The sequence below is a fragment of the Dysosmobacter acutus genome, assembly GCF_018919205.1.
GTDB lineage: Bacteria > Bacillota > Clostridia > Oscillospirales > Oscillospiraceae > Oscillibacter > Oscillibacter acutus.
Genome location: NZ_JAHLQN010000001.1, coordinates 632187 through 654676 on the forward strand (window position 1 = coordinate 632187; position 22490 = coordinate 654676).

The following is a 22490-nucleotide window of genomic DNA, read 5'->3' on the forward strand; positions in this document are numbered from 1 at the left end:
TCTCTTAATCCAACCGGGCAATGGCCCGCACCGGCGCGCCGTCCGAGTCGTGAAAATGCAGCGGCAGGGCGCAAAAGGGGATCAGCACGCCCTCCGGCGCCGCGGCAAGCCGCAGATTTTCGATGCTCACCATCCCAGCGCCGAAGAGCAGCATGTGGTTGGAAAAGTCCGTCTCCGGCAGCAAGTCGATGGAGATGGCGTCGGTGCCGATGCCCTTCAAATCGCGGCCGGTGAGATAGGCCATGGCTTCCCGGTCCGGAACGGCAAAGTCGCCGTAGTACTCTGGCGTGCCCCACAGGGCCTCAAAGCCCGTGCGCAGCAGCAGGAAGTCCGCCCGCTCAATCTCCCGCTCATAGGGGCGCAGCACCTCCCGGGTCACCTGGGGACCCCGGAGAAGGGTGCAGTCAATCACCAGCGCCCGGCCGCAGAACCGGGAGACAGGCAGGGCGTCCAATGTGGCCCCGCCGGGGAGCATGTGGGCCGGCGCGTCCATATGGGTGCCGGTGTGGGAGGTCATGCGGAGCATCGTCTCACGGCAGCCGTTCTCCTTTAGGGTGGCGGCGGGGGAGAGGTCCGGGGAATCGGTGCCGGGATAGACCGGCATGCCGCCTGCAATCAAATGTGTCAGATCAAGGATCATATGTCCTCCTTATTCAGTGGGCTCAGCGGCTTAAGTATACCATCAGCACGGCGATGTCCGCCGGGGATACACCGGAGATGCGGGAGGCCTGCCCCAGGTTTGCCGGCCGGATTTCATTGAGCTTTTCCCGGGCCTCCAGCCGCAGCCCCTTGATGGCAGAGTAATCAAGCTCCGGCGGCAGCCGTTTTTTCTCCAATTGGTCGAACTCCGCCACCTGGCGCAGCTGGCGCCGGATGTAGCCCTCGTACTTGACGGATATCTCCACCTGCTCGGCGATGTCCCGGCGCAGATGGGGGAAGGCGGAGTCAAAGGCGGCCAGGTCCTCATAGCGGATGCCGGGCCGGCGCAGCAGGTCCAGCAGGCGGCAGCCGTCGGTGACATCGGCGGAATTCCGCTCGTTTAAAAAGGCGGAGAGCTCCGGCGAGGGCCCGATCCCCGCGTGGGCCAGCCGCTGGATTTCAGCGTTTACCGCCGCGTACTTCTCCTCCACTTCCCGCAGCCGCTCCCGGCTGACCAGCCCGATCTCGTGACCGATCCGGGTGAGCCGCTGGTCGGCGTTGTCCTGGCGCAGGACCAGGCGGTATTCGCTGCGGGAGGTCATCATGCGGTAGGGCTCGTTGGTGCCCTTGGTCACCAGGTCGTCGATGAGGGTGCCGATGTAGGAGTCTGACCGGGAGAGCACCACGCCCTCCTTACCCTGAAGGCTTCTTGCGGCATTGACGCCGGCTAAAAACCCCTGGACCGCGGCCTCCTCATAACCGGAGGAGCCGTTGAACTGCCCGGCCCCGTACAGCCCGGAGATAGCCTTCAGCTCCAGCGTGGGCTTCAGGGCCAGCGGGTCGATGCAGTCGTATTCGATGGCGTAGGCCGGGCGCATGATCTCCGCGTGCTCCAGGCCGGGGATGGAGTGGAGCATTTTGAGCTGCACCTCCTCCGGCATGGAGGAGGAGAAGCCCTGGACGTACAGCTCCTCCGTGTCCAGCCCCATGGGCTCGATGAACAGCTGGTGGCGCTGTTTGTCCGGAAAGCGCATGACCTTGGTCTCAAAGGAGGGGCAGTACCGGGGTCCCACCCCTTCGATGACGCCGGAGTAGATGGGGGAGCGGTCCAGGTTTTCCAGCACGGCCCGGCGGGTCTGCTCATTGGTGTAGGTGAGGTGGCACACGGCCCTGTTCCGGGGGACCTCCCGGGTGGAGTAGGAGAAGGGGACCGGCAGCTCGTCCCCCACCTGAAGCTCCATCCTTGAGAAATCCACGCTGCGGGCGTTGATCCGGGGCGGGGTGCCGGTTTTGAACCGACGCAGGGGAAGGTTCAGGGCCCGCAGGCAGTCCGAGAGGACAAGGGAGGCATGCATGCCATCGGGACCGGAGTCCTGGACGCACTCGCCCACCAGTGTGCGGCCCGAGAGGAAGGTGCCGGTGGCCAGGATCGCCGCCTGGACGCGGAACCGGGCACCGGTGGAGAGGGTCACGGAGCGGACCGCGCCGTCCTCCACGCCGATGTCCACCACCTCGCCCTGGCGGAGCGTCAGATTTTCCTGCCGTTCCAGAGTGTGCTTCATCACGTCCTGGTACTTCCGCCGGTCCGCCTGGGCCCGGAGGGAATGGACCGCAGGGCCTTTGCCCCGGTTTAAAAGCCGATACTGGATGCAGCACTGGTCCGCAGCCCGGGCCATTTCGCCGCCCAGGGCGTCCAACTCCCGCACCAGCTGGCCCTTGCCGGTGCCGCCGATGGCGGGGTTGCAGGGCATGTTGCCCACTGCGTCCAAGTTGATGGTGAACACCACCACCCGGCAGCCCAGCCGGGCGGCGGCCAGTCCGGCCTCAATGCCCGCGTGGCCGGCGCCGATCACCGCGATATCAAATTCTCCTGCGTGAAAGGTCTGCATACTCAGTTCCTCGAATACATGGAATAAAAGCGCTCAGCCCCGTGTCAGAGTCAGCACCACGATCTCCGGACGGTTGAAGAGCCGGAAGGTAGGGCCGGAGTTGCCAAGCCCCCGGGAGACCAGCACCCGCCGGCCCTCCACCTCATAAAATCCCGCGGTGTAGGAGGGGAAGAGGTCGTGATTGGTGCCCACCAGGCCGTCGGTGAAGGGCAGGCGGAAAAGGCCGCCGTGGCCGTGGCCGGAGAGGGTCAGGTCGTAGCCCAGCCGGTAATACTCCGAGGCAAAGCGGTCGTTGCGGTGGGCCAGCAGCAGCCGGAAGTCGTTCTTGCCGTACCGCTCTATTAAAGACAGGGCCACATCCTCCGGTGTGGGCTGGTCGGCATAGCCGTTGGGGTCGTCCACGCCGGAGAGAAGGATGCGCTGTCCGTTTCTCTCAAAAGGGACCGTCTCGTCGGAGAGCACGGTCACGCCCCCATTTCGCAGGGCGGTCTTCAGCTCCTCCGCCACGCTGGTGCCCATGGCCCAGTCGTGGTTTCCTGTGACAAAATAGGTGGGCGCGATGGCGGCCAGGGCGGCGCCCAAGTCACCCGCATAGGAGACCGGCGTCTGGCGGAACCGATCCAGGATGTCGCCGGTGACGGCGATCAGATCCGGCGCCTGCTCCCGAACGGCCTTCAGCAGAGAATTATTTCCCTTCCCGAACTCCTTGCCGTGGAGATCGGACAGCAGCACGATCCGCAAGCCCTCAAATGACTCCGGCAGCCGGGAGGAGGAAAAGGTGAAGGCGTCGGTCTGCAGGCTGTTGCTGCTCCACCAGAGGAAGGCCGCGCCGACGATCAGGACAGGGATGGCCGCTTTAAAAAAACGGCGGGCGGGATGAGGATGTCTTGCCATGATTTGCTCCTTCTGTGATATAACGATTAGTATACCACAAAGAAGAGTGAAATGGCGAGAAAAAGTGAGACAAAAATCGCCCTTTCCGCAAAAAAAGCGCAGGGCCGCCAGCCGGGGCGGCCCTGCGCGGCGCGCGTTACTCCGCGCTCTTGAGGGATTCCACCATGTCGATTTTTTTCATCTTCCGGTGGGACATGAGGTTGACCAGGATGGAGAAGCCCGCGGTGAGCACAGCGGCCCAGAGATAGGCCATGGGGTCGGTCTCCCGACCGAACATCATGAGGTCGATTTCCACCGACTTCACCAGCCAGGTGTGGAGATAATGGCCCGACAGGATGCCAAGGCCGATGCCCGCCGCCGTCAGCACCACGTTCTCCCGGTTCACATAGGCGGAGACCTCCCGGTCGAAAAAGCCCAGGACCTTGATGGTGGCCAGCTCCCGCTTACGCTCGGTGATGTTGATGTTGGAGAGGTTGTAGAGCACCACCAGCGCCAGGGCGGCGGCGGAGAGAATGACGATGACCACCACGAAGTCAATCCGCTCCATGGAGTGAAGGTAGGTGTTGCGGGTCTCGGCGATGCGGGACACGGAGGCCACGCCGTGGAGGCTCATCAGATCGGAAAAAATCCGGTCGCACAGCTGCTCCGTGTCCTCAGTGAACGTCAAAAGGTAGGCGTTCTCCGCATAGGACTGGCGGAAGACCTCCTCATAATAGGCCGGGGTCATGTAGACAAAGTGGGCCAGGTAGTGTTCGTTGACGGCCCGGACCGTGACCGTGGCCCTGGAGTCTCCGTCCAGGGTGAAGGAGTCGCCCACGCCCACGTGCAGCAGCTCCGAAAGCTTCTGGTCGATGATGACGCCGTCCTCCGGCACTTGCAGGGGCTCGCCGGTGCGATAGTCCCGCAGCTCCACAAAGCCGGCGATTTCCTCCGGGTCCACCACCTCCACATAGGCGGTGGTGCTGTAGACGCTGGATTCAGCGGTGGCGTTGCCCAGCCGGCAGGGCATGAAGTCCACGATGTCTGCCTCAGCGCCCAGGTAGCGGTCAATGTCCGCCTTCTCCTCCTCAAGGACATTGCCGGCCAGCGCCGCCTGAGCAGTATAGTGGTAGATATCCTGGTACTGGCGGTTCATGGTCACCATCAGCGAAGAGCGCAGGCCGAACCCGGCGATGATCAGCGCGGTGCAGCCGCCGATGCCGATGACGGTCATGAAGAACCGCTTCTTATAGCGCAGCAGGTTCCGCGCCGTGACCTTGCGCTGGAAGCTCATGCGGCGCCAAAGGGGCCGGATGTACTCAAGAATCACCCGCTTGCCCGGTTTCGGCGACTTGGGCCGCATCAAATTGGCCGGGGTGAGCGCCAAGGTGGAGAGGCAGGCGGCGCAGGAGGCAAGAGAGGTGCAGGCCACGGCGGAGAGCAGGGAGAAGACGCTGATGGAGGGATACTGCCGCAGCAGGATATCCGGCATCTGATACATGATCTGATAGGCGGTGAAAATCATCTTGGGAAACAGCGTGTACCCCATGACCAGGCCCAGAATGCCGCCGATCAGAGCGGGCAGCAGCCCGTAGCCCAGATACTTGCGGGAGATGGCCATTCGGCCGTAGCCCAGGGCCTTCAGACAGCCGATCTGGGTGCGCTGATCCTCCACCATGCGGGTCATGGTGGTGAGGCACACCAGCGCGGCCACCAGAAAAAAGAGCAGCGGGAACACGGAGGCCAGGTTTCCCATACGGTCCGCGTCCTGGCCGAAGCCAAGGTAGCCTGGATTGGAGTCCCGGCTGAGCACGTACCACTCACAGGTCCCGATGTCGGCCACCTTCCGCCGGGCGTCGGCCAGCTCCCGCTGGGCATCGGCAATCTTATCCTCCGCCTCCGCCTTGCCGTCGTAGTATTTGGCCAGACCGTCGTTGTAGTCGGCCTCGCCGCTCATCAGCTCCCGCTGGGCGTCGGCGATCTCCGCGTTGGCGTCGGCCACTTGCTCCGCCAGCTCCTGCTCGGCGTCGGCCACCTCCTGGAGTCCGTCCTCAAACTCCTCCCAGCCGTTGTCCAGGTCCATCCGGGCGCTGATGAGCGCCGCCTTGGCGTCGTCCAGTTCCTCGGCGCCCTCGTCCAACTGCTTCTTTGCATCGTCCAACTGCGCCTTGGCGTCCTCCAGCTGCGCCCAGGACTCCTCCAATTTCTTCTTGCCGGCCAGGTATTGGGCCTCGCCGGCCTGGAACTCCTCCACGCCGCTTTCGTAGCGGTCCCGGCCGCTGTCCAACTGGTGCTTGGCGTCCAGAAGATACTCCGAGCCGATGGGGCCGCCGGAGTCCGCGTCGGTAAAGCTCTCATGAATTTTGGGCATCACCGCGTCCACCACGGCGCAGACCACGGGGCCCGTCTGGGGATCGGCCATGGCGGCAAGCAGCTCCCCCGCGTCGGAGAAGTACATGCCCTGCTCCGCAAGAGCGGAGTTCACACCGCCCAACACCATGGAGGCGGCCAGATACGCCTGCGCTCCGTCACCGCCGGCGGCCAGGGCCAGAAGCTCAGCGGAGGAGAGGGAGGTCAGGCCGTAAATCTGGGAGAGCACGTTGTCCACCGCGGCGCAGAGAACAAAGCCCTCCTCCTCATCGGCCATGGCGGCAAGCAGCTCGTCGCCACTTTCAAAGGCCATGCCGGTGGCCTGGCTCACCAGAGGCACCAGTGCCTCCATCAGCGCGTCAAACTGGGCCTGGCTGGTGGCCAAAAGGTGCTTGGCGTCGGAGAGGGCGTCTCCGCCGGCGCTCAGCTCCGCCCAGGCGTCGTCCAGCTCCTTTTTGCCCTTGGCGTACTCCGCAAGGCCCTCCTCATAGTCCGCAAGACCATCTTCATACTCCGCCACGCCGTCGTTGTAGTCCTCTATCGCGTCCTCATAGGCAAAATACCCTTCGGCGTATTCCTGCTCGCCGTCGTCCAACTTGATCTGGGCATCCGTCAGGTCCGATTTGGCGTCGTCGATCTGGCGCTGGGCATCGGCGGTTTCATCGGCCAGAGTGGCCTTGGCACGGCGCAGCTCACCCCATCCGTCGTTCAACTCCCGCCGTCCGCTGACAAGCTCCGCCCAGGCGTCGTCCAATTCCTCCTGGGCCTCTTCCTTTGCGTCGTCCAACTCCTGCTGGGCCTCGCTCAGCTTGTCGTTGGCCTCGTCCACCAGACCCTCCCGCCGCAGCACCGCCCGCTGGTCCGCCAGGGGCTCCAGGTTGTCGATGACGCCGTCCACCTTGGTTTCGTACCCGTCGTAAAAGGCGGTTTCCGCCTCCGCGCCCTCCACCTGAAGGTAGATGGCGGTGTAGTAGTCCATGTCAAAGGCCTCCCGTGGGAGGTAGAGATAGGCGGAGACCTTGCCGGTGCCAAGGGTGGAGGCCCCCCGCTCCACGCTGATGTACAGGGGGCTGGTGACCACGCCCACAATGGTGAAGCTGCGCCGGAGCAGCGCGTCCTTGTAGTCCCCTTCGGTCTTCAGCGACAGGGAGTCCCCTATGTCAAGACCAAGAATGTCAAGAATGTTCCGGTCCACGGCGCACTCATCCTCCGACCGGGGCAGCCGCCCCTGGTCCAGCTGGAGGAGGTTCAGCTGCTGGGGCAGGGAATAGGCCTTGACCACAATGTCCAATTCCGCCGAGGAGGCAAAGGCGTCGATGACATAGGCGCCCTCGCCGCCGGAGATTCCATCCTCCATGAGCAAGGTCTGAAGGTCCTCCTCCGTAAGGCCAAGGGTGGAGAGAATCTGAATGTCCATCACCTGGTGGCCGTCCATATAGGCGTCGCAGGTGGCCTTCATGTCCGGGGCGGTGGAACGCAGACCGGAGAGAAACGCCACCGCCAGGGCCACCAGAATCAAAATGGACAAAAAGCGGCTGCGGGTGTTGCGGACCTCCCGGGTAAAGTCCCTTGTGATGGCCTTCACTGCGTTCACCTCCTCCTGTCAACAGATGCGCAGACTCACCATTCGATCTGCTCCACCGGTGTGGGCTGACGGCAGCACCGCATATCCGCCACGGTGCCGTTTTTGATGCGGATCACCCGGTCCGCCATGGGTGTCAGGGCGCTGTTGTGGGTGATGACCACCACGGTGACGCCCTTTTGCCGGCAGGTGTCCTGAAGCAGCTTCAGGATAGACTTTCCCGTCTGATAGTCCAGCGCGCCGGTAGGCTCGTCGCACAGCAGCAGCTTGGGATTTTTGGCCAGGGCCCGGGCGATGGCCACCCGCTGCTGCTCGCCGCCGGAGAGCTGGGCCGGGAAATTGTTCATCCGCTCCCCCAGCCCCACCTCCTGAAGCACTGTGGCCGCGTCCAGGGGCTGGCGGCAGATCTGGGAGGCCAGCTCCACATTTTCCAGGGCGGTCAGGTTCTGCACCAGGTTATAAAATTGAAAGACAAAGCCGATGTCGTGGCGGCGGTAGGCGGTCAGCTGCCGGGACGTCATGCCGCTGATAAGGCTGCCGTCCACCCGAATGGTGCCGCCGGAGCAGCCGTCCATGCCGCCAAGCATATTCAAAACCGTGGTCTTACCGGCACCGGAGGGGCCCACAATCACGGCAAACTCCCCTTTTTCAATGGAGAAGCTGACGTTGTCCACCGCCCGTATGGTGATTTCTCCCATGCGGTAGACCTTGGATACCTCTTCAAATGTGACAAAGGCGCTCATTGCTCCTGCCCTCCCATCACGTCGACGCAGCGGTGGATCAGTTCGATCAGCCGCTGGGTATCGGCGGGGCCCAGCCCCTTGATCATCCGGTCAAAATAGGACGCCATGCGCCCTTCTTTTTCCACAATCAGCTCCCGGCCCTTCTCCGTCAGGGAGACCAGCACCATACGCCGATCCTCCCGGCAGGGTTCGGTCGCGACAAGCCCCTTGCGCCGCAGGGAGTTGACCGCGGCGGTAATCCGGGAGCGGGACAGCCGGAGCTCCTGGCTCAAGGCGGAGGGAAACATCGGGGCCCCCCTGGCGGCCAGCAGAAAATGGAGCACCATGGACTCGCCCTGCAGCAGGTCGCCCAGGGCGGAAAAGGCCTCCAGGCGGTAGATATCCCCAAGGGAGCGGATCAGCGCCTCCCGCAGTGCCAAAACTTCCATACAGCCGCTCCTCTCCTGTGCAAAAGTAGTTCATAGTGTGTATTATACGCGGCGCTATGGTGCTCTGCAACCAAAAAAACAAAAATAATTGTGTCTATTTTACATAAATTAAACGTAAATTTTTGTGATTTTTGTCAAAAATGCGCTTGCAAAATGGACAGAGCCCTGCTATACTAATACTTGTAAAAACAGAAGAAAGGAAGTGATAGCGTAATGATGATGAACGACAAGTACATCGGCACCGACCTGGACGACATGATTTTCGGCGACGCGAAGTTGAAGCCCAGCGAGCGGTAAGCAGCAAAAAGAGAAGGCCACGCTATTGAGGTAGCGTGGGTTTTTTGTTTTTTCCGGCATGTTTGATCAGTGCGCGGGGCAGAGCCCCGTTTTTGATACAGCCCTGAAGGAAGCGTGTAATGCGCCGCCGGCAAGGCGGGTCTGCGCCCGCTGTGGGCCCATGGTATGTCCGCGTAAAACAAGCCGCCGCACGGCAGCTGCCCGTAGCTCAGGCATGCCGCGCAGCGGCACTTTTTGCTTTTACGGCGTCTTGCCTTTTTGGAGCGCCGGTGCTACACTAAACATCAAATCGCGGTGCGCCGCACAGGGAGGAACAGCCATGGAACAGCACACCATCCGGGTGATCGCCCGCATCCGCAGCGATTTTCCCACCAAGTTCGGCATCCCCCGCCAGAGCGGGATAGTGGATCAGCTCCGCGCCCGGGTGGTGTTCGAGCCGGAGTACCGCAGCGCCTCGGCGCTGCGGGGCATCGAGGGGTTTTCCCACCTGTGGCTGATCTGGCAGTTTTCCGGCGCGGTGCGCCGGGAGTGGTCTCCGACGGTGCGCCCACCCCGGCTGGGGGGCAACACGCGGCTTGGCGTGTTTGCCACCCGCTCGCCCTTCCGGCCCAACGCCGTGGGCCTCTCCTGCGTGCGGCTTGAGGCGGTGGAGCAGACGGCGGAGGGTCCGACGCTGGTGGTCTCCGGCGCCGATCTGATGGATGGCAGCCCCATCTATGACATCAAGCCCTACCTGCCCTACGCGGACTGCCGCCCGGAGGCTGTGGGCGGCTTTGCAGACCAGGCCCCGCCCCTTCTTTTGGAGGTGGACTTTCCCCAGCCCCTGTTGGAGCAGGTGCCGGAGGAGAAGCGCCAGGCTCTTTTGGGCGTGTTGTCCCACGACCCCCGGCCGGCCTATCAGCGCAGGGCGGACCGGGTCTATGGATTTGCCTTCGGCGGTCTGGAGGTCAAATTCTCGGTGGACCGGGACGTACTCACGGTCCGGGAGGTGGAAAAAAAGGACTCCTGAATTCACAATGTCATTAAGTTAAGGCCTTATTTGCGAAAAAAAGACACCCCCGGTCATTTGGTGAAATGGCCGGGGGTAGCTTTTGCAATATGTTGTCGAAAAGCACTTGCTTTTCTGTACGCAATCGGTTAAAATTGGATTGGAAACATAAATAGCGGCAGAGCATAGCGAGGTGCGAACTCGCTATGCTCCGATGAAGAGTGTCTATGCCACTCAACACCACGGTTTAATCCGCACCGTACTTTCCATTATACCGTTGTGACGCTTGCTTTTCAAGTATAAACAGCGGAATTTGGAAGTTGTGTGTTACGCTTTGATTGATATACAGTCAGGCGGTGTTGAGTTATACGCTCAACACCGCTTTTTATGTTTCCGGCGGAGAGCCTGTGGCGGGGGATTTTCCCCCGCCACGCAAGGCCCGTCCGTCGGAAATATACGGGCTGACCTGAATAATATTTGCTGTGCCGTGGGAGATAGGCCCGGAGAGAAAGGAGAAAAGGCTCGTAAATCGGCACACCAAATATAAGGAAAGGAAGTCCATAATATGAAAAAATTAGCAAGCCTGTTTTTGGCGCTGACCCTGTGCATGGGGCTGGCTGTTCCCGCATTTGCGGCGGAGTATAGTTCCTATACCTATAATGGGAAAAATATTGATACAGGAGAAGATGTGACTATAACCTTTGAGGCTGCTTCTGCCGCAAAAGAAACACTTACATTTGCTCAGATGGAAGGTGACCCGGAAACCCGAGAGGTTACCGTGCTTTATCTGAAGCCCGGCTCTAAGGTCACAGTATCAAATGACTTCTATAGTGCTTACACATACGAATTGTATGAAAGTGGCAATTATGGCATGAAGCCGACCGGTGATGGCATTAGCACCGGGGTGGTAGATGATGCTTTTGTAGGTTATGACATCTACAAACTTATTCTTGAGCTAAGCTATTCCGATGCAATCTATCTGAAATTGGGTGACAGCGGCGAACCTTCTACGCCCACCACCCCTGCCCAGCCTGAAAAGCCTGCTACTCCGACTCAGCCGGAGAAGCCTGCCACTTCTGTTCAGCCTGAGCAACCCGCTCAGCCCACCGCCCCCGGTAATTACACCGTGAAGAAGGGCGACACTTGGGGCAGCATTTGCACCAACTTCTACGGCGACAACGCCCAGCGTTACGCTTTGCAGAAGGCCAACAAGTTCGTCAAACTGGACGCCGGTAAGAGCATTGTCCTGCCCGAAAAGTTGGGGAAGGCCGTCCTGATTGCCGCCCCCGTGGCTGGTGAGGGTGAAACCCTCTACACCGTCAAGGCCGGAGATACCCTCGGCGCTATCGCCAAAGCCACCTATGGCGATGTGATGAAGTACAAGGCCATCTTCGAGCGCAACAACGACCGCCTGAAGAACGCCAACACCATCTATGAAGGTCAGGTCATCGTCCTGCCCGCCAAGTAACAGCGATAAAACGACACGAGTACCCCGCCATTTGGAATGACGGGGTACTTTTTTCAACTTGTCCCGGCCATGTCCTAAAAATCTGCGGCAAACTTCAAAAAGCGCAATAGGCAAAAATCTCAACAAGTCTATACGAAAATCACTTGATTAGAGAAAAATCGTGTGCTTTTTTTCTCTTATTTTAGTGGGTAGATTTTAAAATCGTGTACACAAAAATCGTGGGTTTTGTTGTTTTTTGATTCGGTTAACCTCTGTAAGCCGCTATTTCCGGGGGTTTTTACCGCTGTCCCGAAAAAGAAATATACGCCGCAAATTTGATTTTCGGTGAGGTGGACAGAGGACGGCCTGTTCCTATGGGAAAAATCGTGTAATCCCCAAGCCCGTATTTCCGTGTTTACGCCGCCACCCGGTAAAGAAACCCGGCAAAGGATTTCGCCCTGATATTCCGCTTGTCCTGCCGCCCCGGCCTGACTGGCTCGATATATTTTGCAATCTCCCGCATGAGTTTTTCTCCGTCTGCGCCGGGTGTCCTGAAAAACTTTTTGCAGAGGTAGACTGCCATTTTCTGATTGACCTGATAGAGGTGTGCCGCTCCTGTGTGCTGTTCAATGACCGCTTGGCTGATGATACGAGAACAGAGCGACGCGGTAATCATGGACGCGTAAATCTCCTGCCGGGCAAACTTCTCGCTCCGCCCGTGGAGATTGACAAGGCCGTAATTGTATTTCAGCTCCCGGAAGGCTGTCTCTATCCCCCAGCGGGCGTGGTACAGCTCTTTGATCTGCTGAGCCGTAAAGCTGGGCGGCAGAGAGGTCGCCAGCGTCTCATATTCCCCAGTATCCAGTAGGACGCGTACGATTCGCAGTTTCATAGGATAAGGGGAATGATAGCTCCACCGCCCCGCCCGTGTGTTGGCGCTGTATATGCGGTCTTTCTTCTTTCTCGTTTGCAGAAAGATATATCCCTTTTCTTTATCCTCCTTTGTCTGCGTCGTCGTGATGGTAAAGCTGATTTCCGTATCCAGTTCTTTTATGGGGAGTTTGGCTACTTCCCGCATGGCTCCACGCCCCTGCTTGACCCGTATCAGAAAATCCGCGTTGGGCTTTTGCTGTATCGTGGCAAACAGGTGATAGCTGGCAAAGCCTCTATCGCCCACGAGAAGTGTCTTTTCGTCAAAGTCATACCACGCCAGCAGACCGTCCAATGCGCCGATTTCGTCCTGCTGCGGCTGGGGCTGTATCGTACAGCACATATAGCTTTTATTGAGAATGTCATAGAGTGGAGTGGCGTGTAGTTGGCAGTAGCCCTTTGGTGTGCTTGGATTGCTGACGAGACAGGGGGAGTTTAGGTCATAGGCCATATTGACGGTGGTTCCGTCCATCGCAAGCACCCGATAGCCCTGATAGGTCTTAGGGGCGTCATAGCGGGCGTACAGCTCGGTGAGAATATCCGCCATCATTTCGGCGTTGACTTGACGGCGGCGCTGGACAAAGGCGGACGCGCTGATGTCCAGCCCCAACTCATGCAGTTCCTTTTGCAGACTGCCGCCCTGCATGAAAATCAGGGCCTTGATGATGTCCGCCCGGGAAACCTTGCGGTTTCGTTCAGGTTTGTCCGACCGGGCAAAGGTACTGTTTTTTTCTACATAATTGATGATTTCATCTAAATTAGACAATACGATTTCAGGATAGGCCATAGCTGTTTTCTCCAATGCCTTGATATTCAGCGTGAAAAAACAACAGAGTACAGCAACGCCCACGGCGTTTACTGCACTCTTCTTTCAACTTCCTTATTTGTAGAGATAGATGGCGTGTCCTAAAATGTACTTTTTTGCAATTTTAGCGGTGACTTTGCCGAATTTCGACTTCCTTTGTGTGCTTTTCTGCTGTGATTTTATGATACAACAGGCAGAGCGGCTTTGTCAAGGGGGGAAAACAAAACCTTAACTTAACGGGAAATGGGGAAAGTGCCGTTAAGTTAAGCGATTTTGGCACAATCCCCCGGCCTTTTGCGGCAGACATAGCGGGATTTTTCGATAAACATGGCTATCCCCACCTGTTCCTTGCAAACAGGCGGGGGTACCTTTTTTATCTTAACTTAATGACATTGCCTGAATTCAGGAGTCCTTTTTTGATCCAAGATGCATTTCACGAACCGGCAAGGGGGGCTTTCACGGGCCGCAAAGGCTCAAAAAGCGCCGGTCCCGGACAGCCCGTTCATTGGACCCGGTTGCGCAGTCGGCCGATGCCCTCGATTTCGCACTCCACCACGTCGCCCGGGTGCATGTAGCGGGGCGGGTCAAAGCCGAGGCCCACGCCGGAGGGGGTGCCGGTGGAGAGAATGGTGCCCGGCAGCAGCGTCATGCCCTGGGACAGGGTGCTGATGATGTGGGCGATGTCGGTCAGCAGCAGCGATGTGTTGGACTCCTGGCGCAGCTCTCCGTTTACATAGGAGCGGATGGTCAGGGCGGGCGGGAAGGCGATTTCGTCCGCGGTGACGATGCAGGGGCCCATGGGCGTGAAACCGTCCAGGCTCTTGCCGAAATACCACTGCTTGTGGCGGGTCTGGATCTTTCGGGCCGACACGTCGTTGAGGATGGTGTAGCCAAAAATATACTTCGACGCGTCCTCCGGGGATACGTGTTTGGCCGCGCGGCCGATGATGACCGCCAGCTCCGCCTCATAGTCCAGCTCCTCCACAAAGCCGGGGTGGCTGTCGATCCGGCCCTCCGGGGCCACCGCCTCGTTGACCCGCTTGGAAAAGAAGATGGGCACCGGCGCCCCGTCCGTAAAGGTCTTTCCCGTCTCGTCGGCGTGGGACTGGTAGTTGATTCCAAGACAGATCACATCCTGCCGGGGGCGGGGGATGGGGGCCAGCAGCTCCACCTGGTCAAGGGGCACCGGCGCGCCGACCGGAGCGGGCAGACCGTCCCGCTCGATCAACTCCATCATATCGGAGCAGGACAGAGGCTGTACGCCGGTCTTGTCCCAAATGCCCACCTGGGTGTTGGAGCCGGAGCGGAAGGTGACAAGTTTCATAAGGAAATCCTCCTTTTTGAAAAGTCTGTTCAGGGGTATTGTACGCGTTTGCGCAAGAGAAGTAAACCGGTTCAGTCGGGCGGAAAAAGCGCCGGAGAAGGATTCTCCGGCGCTTTGCGTCCAATCAGGAAAGGATGGCCCGGTCGGAGAGCATCTCCCCGCCGGAGGCCGCGGAAAACCGCTCCAGAAGGTCCTCCACGGTCAGCTTCTTCTTCTCCTCCCCGGCGATGTCCAGAACCACCTTGCCGGCGTTCATCATGACAAGGCGGTTGCCGTGGGCAATGGCGTCCTTCATATTGTGGGTGACCATCAGTGTGGTCAGGTGGTTTTCCTCCACGATCTGGTCGGAGAGGGCAAGCACCTTGGCGGCGGTCTTGGGGTCCAGGGCCGCGGTGTGCTCATCCAACAGCAGGAGCTTGGGCTGCTTCAGGGCGGCCATGAGCAGCGTGACTGCCTGGCGCTGTCCGCCGGAGAGCAGGCCCACCTTGGAAGTCATCCGGTCCTCCAGCCCCAGGTCCAGTGTCCGCAGCAGCTCCCTGTAGTCGCCCCGCTCAGTCTTGGAGATGCCCCACCTGAGGCCCCGGCGCTGGCCCCGGCGGGCAGCCAGGGCCAGGTTCTCCTCGATCTGCATGGTGGCGGCGGTGCCCATCATGGGGTCCTGGAACACCCGGCCGATGAAGGAGGCGCGCCTGTATTCCGGAAGACGGGTCACGTCCTGGCCGTCGATGAGGATGGTGCCCTCGTCCACTGAGAAGGCGCCGGCCACCGCGTTGAGCATGGTGGACTTTCCGGCGCCGTTGCCGCCGATGACCGTGACAAAATCGCCCTCCGCAAGGGTCAGGCTCAAATCGCACAGAGCGGTCTTGGCGTTGACAGTGCCGGGGTTGAAGGTCTTATAGATATGTTTGAGCTCAAGCATGTTCGTTCCCTCCATTTGCACCCTCCGCCGCCGGCACAGGCTTTACCTTCCCGTGGAAGTGCCTGCTCTTCCAGTAGGGGACGGAGAGGAACAGCGCCACCACCAGGGCGGTGATGAGCTTCAGGTCGTTGGTGTTCAGGCCCAGTTTCAGCACCACCTGAATGACCATATAGTAGATGATGGCGCCTAAGGAGACGCTGAGCAGCGTCAGGGCGAAGTTGTGGAACAGCTTGCCAAACACCACCTCGCCGATGATGACGGCAGCCAGGCCGATGACAATGGCGCCGCGGCCCATGTTCACGTCGGAGGCGCCCTGGAATTGGGCCAGAAGACCGCCGGACAGGGCCACCAGACCGTTGGAGAGCATCAGGCCCAGCACGATGTTGGAGTCCGTGTTGATTCCCTGGGCCCTGGCCATGTGGGGGTTGGCGCCGGTGGCGCGGATGGAGCTGCCAAGCTCCGTGCCGAAAAACCAGTAGAGCGCAAGCACCAGCACAGCCGTAAAGACCAGCAGCAGCGGCAAAGGATTATCCAGGCTCAGGTTCCGGACATACCGCTGGGAGGTCAGCAGGTCGTATTTATCCACACTGACCGGCTGGTTGGACTTGCTGTCCATAATCCGCAGATTGACGGAATATAGAGCCAGCTGGGTCAGGATGCCGGCCAGGATGGCCGGGATGCCGCAGCGGGTATGGAAGACTCCGGTGACCAGTCCCGCGGCAAGGCCGGCACAGAAGGCGCCCAGCAGGGCGATCCACGGGCTCCACCCGGAGCGGATCAGCATCACGCACACCGCGCCGCCGGTGGCAAGGGAGCCGTCCACCGTCAGATCGGCCACATCAAGGATGCGGAACGTGAGATAGACGCCGATGGCCATCAGTCCCCAGATCAGACCCTGAGCCACGGCACCGGGCATGGCATTGAGCAGCGACGTTAAGAAATCCATAGCGATTCTTCCCTCCAACTATTCGGACAAAAGCCGATATACGTCATTAGTCTATCAAAAAGGAGCGAAAAAGGGAAGCCCTTTTTCGCTCCTTTTTCAACTTTTTCGGCGGAGGGAAAGTTATTCGGCCTCAATGGCGGTGTAGCCGTCGGGAATGGAGACACCAAGGGCGTCGGCATTGTCGGCGTTGAACATCTTGGTCACGTTGGGAGCGTACTCCAGGGCCATCCCGGAGACCTGGGCCTCGCCCTTGAGGATCTTGGCGGCCATCTGGCCGGTGATCTGACCCAGCTCATAGTAGTCGATGGACAGCGTGGCCACGCCGCAGCCGGAGCAGATGCCCTGCTCGCCGGCGATGACCGGCGTGCCGGCGGGCAGCACCACGTTGGCAATGGCCTCGGTGTTGTTGGCGGCGGTGTTGTCGGTGGGGATGTAGAGCACGTCGGAGCCGTCGCAGGCGGTCTGGGCCACGGAGGCCACGTCGTTGGAGTCGGTGAAGGCATAGGGGGTGCAGGTGTAGCCCAGATCGGTGAGATATTTGGTCATCTCATCCACCTGATACTGGCTGTTGGCCTCGGCGGAGCAGTACAGGAGGCCCACCTTCTCCACGTTGGGGAACAGCTCCTGGATCATGGCGGCCTGCTGGTCCAGCGGAGCCAGGTCAGAGGTGCCGGAGACGTTGGAGCCGATCACCTTGCCGTCCCAGTCGCTCAGTTCCAGGGCGGAGCCGTAGTCGGTGACGGAGGTGCCAAGGATGGGAATTTCCGTGGTGGCGGCCGCGGCGGCCTGGAGGGGAGCGGTGGCGTTGGCCAGGATCAGGTCCACGCCGGCGGAGACGAACTCGTTGACAATGGGGGTGCAGTTGGGGATTTCGCCGGAGGCATTCTGCTTCTTAAATTCCACAACGCCCTCGCCCATGGCCTCGTTCAGCGCGTCCATGAAGCCCTGGGTGGCGGCGTCCAGCGCGGGGTGGGGAGCGAACTGGCAGATGCCCACGGTGTAGGTGGCACCCTCCGCGCCGGAGCCGGAGGCACTGCCGCTTCCGCTGCTGGAGGAGCTTCCGCTGTTGCCGCAGGCGGCCAGCCCAAGCGCCATAACGACGGTCAGGGCCAATGCAAGGATCTTCTTTTTCATACAAATTCTCCTTTTCATGCTTGTTTTCAGTTGATAAAAAGCGGCCCCGCCTGCCAGGCGGAGCCGCTTCCTGTCCAAAGTCAGAGCGTCTGCGCGTCCGTCAGCCGGCCATCTTTCGTGCCTCTAAAGTAAAAATAGGCGTAAAAGGAGCGGCCCGCAAAAAAAGAGCGGACCTGGCGGCGATAGGAACCCATACGGCAGATGTTCTCCTGAAACAGCGCCATGCAATACCGCCCCTTTCCCTTCCGGTTGATCTTGTTTAGGAGTATAGAACTTTAAAGGGCTAAAGTCAAGTAGCATTGTGCACAAAGTGACAAAGGAAAAACAAGAAAAAACTGGAGAGCTCTGTGCAGAATGTCAACATGAGGGAAAAAACGCAAAATTTCTCCATAAAAAGGAAAAAATAATGAGCTGAATTTTGATGGACCGGACAATTGACTTTTGGAAAAGGGGGTCTTATAATACCTACATGTTTTTTCCAGGTACCATGGCGGCGATTTGCGGCGTGAAGGCCGCACGGAAAAGCGTCAATAGAAGCGACACCGCGGATCGCAGCGAAAGGGCCCCAAGGGGCTTTTCGCCGCAAAAGAGGTCCGGCGGTGTTTTTGTTTTTCCGGTGCAGCCGCCGTATTCTGCGAATGATTTTGTGGCAAAAGAGGGATATTACAGTTTACAATAGAGAAGGATGGGTGCGTATGGCGACAAAATTTATTTTCATCACAGGCGGCGTGGTCTCGGGCCTTGGCAAGGGGATCTGCGCGGCGTCCCTGGGCCGGCTGCTGAAGCAGCGTGGGCTTCGGGTACGCAATCAGAAGTTTGATCCGTACATCAACGTGGACCCCGGCACCATGAGTCCCTACCAGCACGGGGAGGTGTTTGTCACCGAGGACGGGGCCGAGACCGATCTGGACCTGGGCCACTATGAGCGCTTTGTGGATGAAAACCTCTCCGGCAACTCCTCCGTCAGCTCCGGCAAGGTCTACTGGGAGGTGCTGAACCGGGAGCGCCGGGGCGACTATCTGGGGGCCACCATCCAGATTATCCCCCACATCACCAACGAGATCAAAAGCCGCATCTACTCCATGGAGTCGCCGGATGTGGATGTGGTCATCTGCGAAATCGGCGGCACGGTGGGAGATATTGAGTCCCAGCCCTTCCTTGAGGCCATCCGGCAGGTGGCCTCGGAGCGGGAGGGCGTGCTCTTCATCCACGTGCCCCTCATCGTCCGGATTCCCGGCTCCGGGGAGATGAAGTCCAAGCCCACCCAGCACTCCGTCAAGGAGCTGCTGAGCCTTGGCATCCAGCCCGACGTGCTGGTGTGCCGCTCCGACGAACCCATCTCTGAGGAGATCAAAAGGAAGATCGCCCTCTTCTGCAACGTGGAGATGGACTGCGTGATCCAGAACGCCACCGCCTCCACCCTCTATGAGGTGCCGCTGCTGCTGGCCCGGGAGGGACTGGACCGGGTGGTGTGCCGCAAGCTGAACCTGCATACGCCGGAGCCGGATTTGACCGCCTGGACCAAGATGGTGGAGCGGACGAAACATGCTCACCGGAAGGTGGAGATCGCCCTGGTGGGCAAATACACCCAGCTCCACGACGCCTATCTCTCCGTGGTGGAGTCCCTGGCCCACGCGGGCACCGCCAACGACGCGGTGGTCTCCATCCGCTGGGTGGACTCCGAGGAGCTGAGCGGGGAAAACGCGGCGGAAAAGCTCTCAGGCTGCGGCGGCATTCTGGTGCCCGGCGGATTCGGCGACCGGGGCATCGAGGGCATGATCTGCGCCGTGCGCTATGCCCGGGAGCACAAGGTCCCCTATTTTGGCATCTGCCTGGGCATGCAGGTGGCTGTGATCGAGTTTGCCCGCTATGTGGCCGGCCTCCCTGACGCCAACTCCGCGGAGTTCTCCGAGACCACCCGCAACCCGGTGATCCACCTGATGAGCGACCAGGTGGGCGTCACGGCCAAGGGTGGCACCATGCGCCTTGGCAGATACCCCTGCATGCTGGCCGAGGGCACCCGTTCCCGGGAGCTCTACAGTGTGGCGGAGATCTCCGAGCGCCACCGCCACCGCTTTGAGTTCAACAACAGCTACCGCCAGCTCTTTGCGGAAAAGGGCCTGGTGCCGGCTGGCCTTTCCCCGTCGGGGGCGCTGGTGGAGATTGTGGAGCTGCCCGGCCACCCCTGGTTTGTGGGCGTCCAGTTCCACCCGGAATTCAAGAGCCGCCCAGACCGTCCCCACCCGCTGTTTTTCGGATTTGTGCGCGCGGCGGCAGAGTGCCGCGCCCGGGATTGAAAAAGGAGAACTATGAATCACTTTAAAAAAATCCGCGCCGCCCTTTCGTCCCAGGGCCTGGACGCCATGCTCCTCACCGAGGAGGCCAACCGCTTCTATGCCTCCGGCTTTCACTCTTCCGGCACCGACGGCGTGGCATTGGTGACTTTGGACAGGGCCTACTATTTTACCGATTCGCGGTATATCGAGTCCGCTGAGCGGCAGGTGGAGGGGGCCGAGGTGGCGCTGATGGGGCGGGGCCGCAGCTACACCGACCTCATCGGCGAGGTGATCGACGGACACGGCATCCGCCGCATGGGTTTCGACGACGCCTATATGACGGTGGCGGACTGGCGCTTTTACGGGGAAAAGCTCTCCTGCGAACTGGCGCCGGCCACCCGGCTGCTGCTGGAGCTGCGCAGGGTGAAAGACGAGGCGGAGATCGACGCCATCACCGAGGCCCAGCGGATCACGGAGCGGGCCTTTGCCCAGATTGTGGAGGAGGTCCGCGCCGGTGTCAGCGAACAGGAGATTGCCGCGCGGCTGCAGTATTTGATGCTGCACTTCGGCGCGGAGAAGATGTCCTTTGACCCCATCGTGGTCTCCGGACCCAATGGCTCGCTGCCCCATGGCGTGCCCACGGACCGCCGGATCGGCGAGGGGGAGTTTGTCACCATGGACTTTGGCTGCGTCTGCCGGGGGTACTGCTCCGACATGACCCGGACGGTGGCGGTGGGCTACGCCACCGGCGAGATGCAGAAGGTGTACCAGACGGTGCTTGAGGCCCAGCGGGCGGGAATCGCCGCGGCCAGGGCCGGCGTCACCGGCGCGGAGGTGGACGGAGCCGCCCGCAGGGTCATCTCCGGGGCGGGCTATGGCGAGTACTTCGGCCACAGCTTTGGCCACGGCGTGGGCGTGGAAATTCACGAATCGCCAAACGCCTCCCCCAGTGCAAAGACGCCCCTGAGCGCCGGCGCGGTGATCTCGGCGGAGCCGGGCATCTACCTGCCCGGAAAAATGGGAGTGCGGATCGAGGACCTTCTGGTGCTGACGGAGGACGGCTGCCGGGACCTGACCCGCGCGCCCCGGGAACTGACCATTCTGTAAGCACGTACGGCGCGGCCCTGACTTGGGGCCGCGCCGCCGCGGGTTTTTCGGCTCAGGCGGAAACACGGAGGAGAAAAACAGGGGGTTTTTCTTCAAATGCGGCGGAATTTATTGACAAGGCGGACATTTGGCCCCATAATCGGAGTGCATCTTTCAAAAAGGGAGAGGAACGATGGATACCATTTACATTACAGGACACCGCAACCCGGACACGGACTCCGTGGTATCGGCCATGGCCTATGCGGCGCTGAAGAACGCCCTGGGTAGCCGGGAGTACCAGGCCGCCTGTCTCGGCCGGCTCAGTGACGAGACCCAGGCCGTGCTGGACCGGTTCGGCTTCCGCCCCCCCAAGCTGATCGAGAATGTCCGTACCCAGGTGCGGGACCTGGACTACGATACGCCCCCCACCCTCAGCGCCGGAGTCACCGTCAGCCGGGCCTGGCACACCATCCACGGCGACGACCACATCTCCGCCATCCCGGTGGCCAATGAGGATGGAACCCTCTACGGCATGCTCTCCGCCGGAGATATCGCCGCCTACGACATGTCCTCCGTCCGCAACCCCTATGTGAGCGGCGTGCCGGTGTACAACCTGCTGTCCGTCATCGAGGGCCGGATTTTAAATGAGGGAAGCAACACGGTGGACACGGTTTCCGGCGAGGTGACCATCGCCCTGCCCACCAGCCGCCGCAACCTGCTCTTTTCCAGCAGGGACAGCATCGTGGTCTGCGGCGAGCAGCCTGAGATGATCCGCCACGCCCTTGAGGTGGGCGTGGGATGCGTCATCATCTGCCAGGCGGAGTTGGATGAGGAGCTTTTGAAGCTTCCGGGCAATACCTGCATCATCTCCACCCCGTTCGACGCCTACCGCACGGTGCGGCTGATCTGCCACTCATTGCCGGTGAGCCGGGTGTGCAAACGGGAAGATTTGGTCTGCTTCCATCTGGACGACTATATCGACGATGTGCGGGAGGCGGTGCTGCAAAGCCGCTTCCGCTCCTATCCCATACTGGATGAAAGCGAGAAGGTGGTGGGCACGCTGTCCCGCTTCCACCTGCTGCGCCCCCGCCGCAAGCGGGTGGTGCTGGTGGACCACAACGAGGCGGCCCAGTCGGTCCGCGGCTTGGATCAGGCGGAGATTCTGGAGATCATCGACCACCACCGTCTGGCGGACATCCAGACAGCCAATCCCATCTATGTCCGCAACGAGCCGGTGGGCAGCACCACCACCATCATCGCCGGGATGTACCAGGACAAGGGGCTGATGCCCACGGAGAAGATGGCCGGGCTGATGGCCTCCGCCATCGTGTCCGACACAGTGATGTTCAAATCCCCCACCTGCACCCAGCGGGACGTGGAGGTGGCCCAGCGTCTGGCGCGCATTGCCAGCGTGTCGCTGGAGGAGCTGGGCAAGCAGATTTTCTCCGCAAGCAGCGGCGACGAGAAGTCCGCCGAGGAGATGCTCAAGACCGACTTCAAGGAGTTCCACATTGCCGGACACTACCTGGGCGTCAGCCAGATCACCTGTCTGGACTCCAAGCACCTCCTGGAGCGCAAGGAGGAGTTTTTGAAGGTGATGGCGGACCTCAAGTCCCGCCGCCGCTACGACATGCTGCTGCTGATGCTGACAGACGTGCTGCGGGAGGGGTCCCAGATCCTGTTCTTAGGCGACGAGCAGACCATCGAGCAGGCCTTCAACAGCAAGCCCGCGGGCAACACCGTGTTTTTGTCCAGAGTCATGTCCCGGAAAAAGCAGGTCATTCCCGCCCTGTCCGCCCTGTGGGGTTAAAAGA

At 60.5% G+C, this 22490-nt stretch carries 17 protein-coding genes; 5 read left to right on the plus strand and 12 right to left on the minus strand.

Translation table 11 applies throughout. From position 1 onward, the window contains the following. Nucleotides 1-4: 4 nt before the first annotated feature. The 6 genes from KQI82_RS02960 to KQI82_RS02985 form a co-directional block, all read right to left on the minus strand. The gene (locus tag KQI82_RS02960) at nucleotides 5-640 is read right to left on the minus strand and encodes a cyclase family protein (RefSeq protein WP_216558535.1); all 636 of its coding nucleotides are present in this window, start codon (nucleotides 638-640) and stop codon (nucleotides 5-7) included. A 22-nt stretch (nucleotides 641-662) separates the two neighbouring features. After that, the gene (mnmG, locus tag KQI82_RS02965; RefSeq protein ID WP_216558537.1) at nucleotides 663-2528 is read right to left on the minus strand and encodes a tRNA uridine-5-carboxymethylaminomethyl(34) synthesis enzyme MnmG; all 1866 of its coding nucleotides are present in this window, start codon (nucleotides 2526-2528) and stop codon (nucleotides 663-665) included. A 33-nt stretch (nucleotides 2529-2561) separates the two neighbouring features. Continuing rightward, the gene (locus tag KQI82_RS02970; RefSeq protein ID WP_216558540.1) at nucleotides 2562-3422 is read right to left on the minus strand and encodes a metallophosphoesterase; all 861 of its coding nucleotides are present in this window, start codon (nucleotides 3420-3422) and stop codon (nucleotides 2562-2564) included. 136 nt (nucleotides 3423-3558) lie between these two features. Next, nucleotides 3559-7356 (minus strand): FtsX-like permease family protein, encoded by a 3798-nt coding sequence (locus KQI82_RS15860; RefSeq protein WP_216558543.1) that lies wholly within the window; start codon nucleotides 7354-7356, stop codon nucleotides 3559-3561. Between the two features lie 35 nt (nucleotides 7357-7391). Beyond that, nucleotides 7392-8096 carry an ABC transporter ATP-binding protein gene (locus KQI82_RS02980; RefSeq protein ID WP_216558546.1) on the minus strand — a complete coding sequence of 235 codons (705 nt, stop codon included), beginning with the start codon at nucleotides 8094-8096 and terminating at the stop codon, nucleotides 7392-7394. Beyond that, entirely contained in the window at nucleotides 8093-8524 is a 432-nt protein-coding gene (locus KQI82_RS02985) for a MarR family winged helix-turn-helix transcriptional regulator (protein WP_216558549.1), read from the minus strand. The genes KQI82_RS02980 and KQI82_RS02985 overlap by 4 nt, the downstream gene beginning before the upstream one ends. Nucleotides 8525-9140: 616 nt before the next feature. On the opposite strand from KQI82_RS02985, the gene tsaA reads away from it, so the two are divergent. Both tsaA and KQI82_RS02995 read left to right on the plus strand, forming a co-directional pair. Continuing rightward, nucleotides 9141-9830 (plus strand): tRNA (N6-threonylcarbamoyladenosine(37)-N6)-methyltransferase TrmO, encoded by a 690-nt coding sequence (tsaA, locus tag KQI82_RS02990; RefSeq protein ID WP_216558552.1) that lies wholly within the window; start codon nucleotides 9141-9143, stop codon nucleotides 9828-9830. Nucleotides 9831-10374: 544 nt separating this feature from the next. Beyond that, nucleotides 10375-11277 carry a LysM peptidoglycan-binding domain-containing protein gene (locus KQI82_RS02995; protein ID WP_216558555.1) on the plus strand — a complete coding sequence of 301 codons (903 nt, stop codon included), beginning with the start codon at nucleotides 10375-10377 and terminating at the stop codon, nucleotides 11275-11277. Between the two features lie 394 nt (nucleotides 11278-11671). Here the strand turns inward: KQI82_RS02995 and KQI82_RS03000 are convergent, their stop codons facing one another. The 6 genes from KQI82_RS03000 to KQI82_RS03025 form a co-directional block, all read right to left on the minus strand. Then, entirely contained in the window at nucleotides 11672-12973 is a 1302-nt protein-coding gene (locus KQI82_RS03000) for an IS4 family transposase (RefSeq protein WP_216558558.1), read from the minus strand. Nucleotides 12974-13493: 520 nt separating this feature from the next. After that, on the minus strand, nucleotides 13494-14315 hold the full coding sequence (locus KQI82_RS03005; protein ID WP_216558561.1) for a fumarylacetoacetate hydrolase family protein: 822 nt from the start codon (nucleotides 14313-14315) through the stop codon (nucleotides 13494-13496). Between the two features lie 124 nt (nucleotides 14316-14439). Next, nucleotides 14440-15234: an ABC transporter ATP-binding protein gene (locus KQI82_RS03010; RefSeq protein WP_216558564.1), complete on the minus strand. Its 795-nt coding sequence runs from the start codon at nucleotides 15232-15234 to the stop codon at nucleotides 14440-14442. Then, nucleotides 15227-16180 (minus strand): ABC transporter permease, encoded by a 954-nt coding sequence (locus tag KQI82_RS03015; protein ID WP_216558567.1) that lies wholly within the window; start codon nucleotides 16178-16180, stop codon nucleotides 15227-15229. The genes KQI82_RS03010 and KQI82_RS03015 overlap by 8 nt, the downstream gene beginning before the upstream one ends. Before the next feature lie 120 nt (nucleotides 16181-16300). Then, a complete protein-coding gene (locus tag KQI82_RS03020) occupies nucleotides 16301-17314 on the minus strand; it encodes an ABC transporter substrate-binding protein (protein WP_216558569.1) in 1014 nt (337 codons plus the stop codon). Between the two features lie 80 nt (nucleotides 17315-17394). Continuing rightward, nucleotides 17395-17538, minus strand: a complete 144-nt coding sequence (locus tag KQI82_RS03025) for a hypothetical protein (protein WP_216558572.1) — start codon at nucleotides 17536-17538, stop codon at nucleotides 17395-17397. 471 nt (nucleotides 17539-18009) lie between these two features. Between KQI82_RS03025 and KQI82_RS03030 the strand changes: the two genes are divergently transcribed. From KQI82_RS03030 to KQI82_RS03040, 3 genes are all read left to right on the plus strand, one after another. Beyond that, nucleotides 18010-19611, plus strand: coding sequence for a CTP synthase (locus KQI82_RS03030; RefSeq protein WP_216558575.1), 1602 nt, complete (start codon nucleotides 18010-18012; stop codon nucleotides 19609-19611). A 12-nt stretch (nucleotides 19612-19623) separates the two neighbouring features. Then, nucleotides 19624-20697, plus strand: coding sequence for a M24 family metallopeptidase (locus KQI82_RS03035; RefSeq protein WP_216558578.1), 1074 nt, complete (start codon nucleotides 19624-19626; stop codon nucleotides 20695-20697). Nucleotides 20698-20869: 172 nt separating this feature from the next. Further along, nucleotides 20870-22486 carry a putative manganese-dependent inorganic diphosphatase gene (locus tag KQI82_RS03040; protein ID WP_216558581.1) on the plus strand — a complete coding sequence of 539 codons (1617 nt, stop codon included), beginning with the start codon at nucleotides 20870-20872 and terminating at the stop codon, nucleotides 22484-22486. Nucleotides 22487-22490 lie beyond the last annotated feature (4 nt).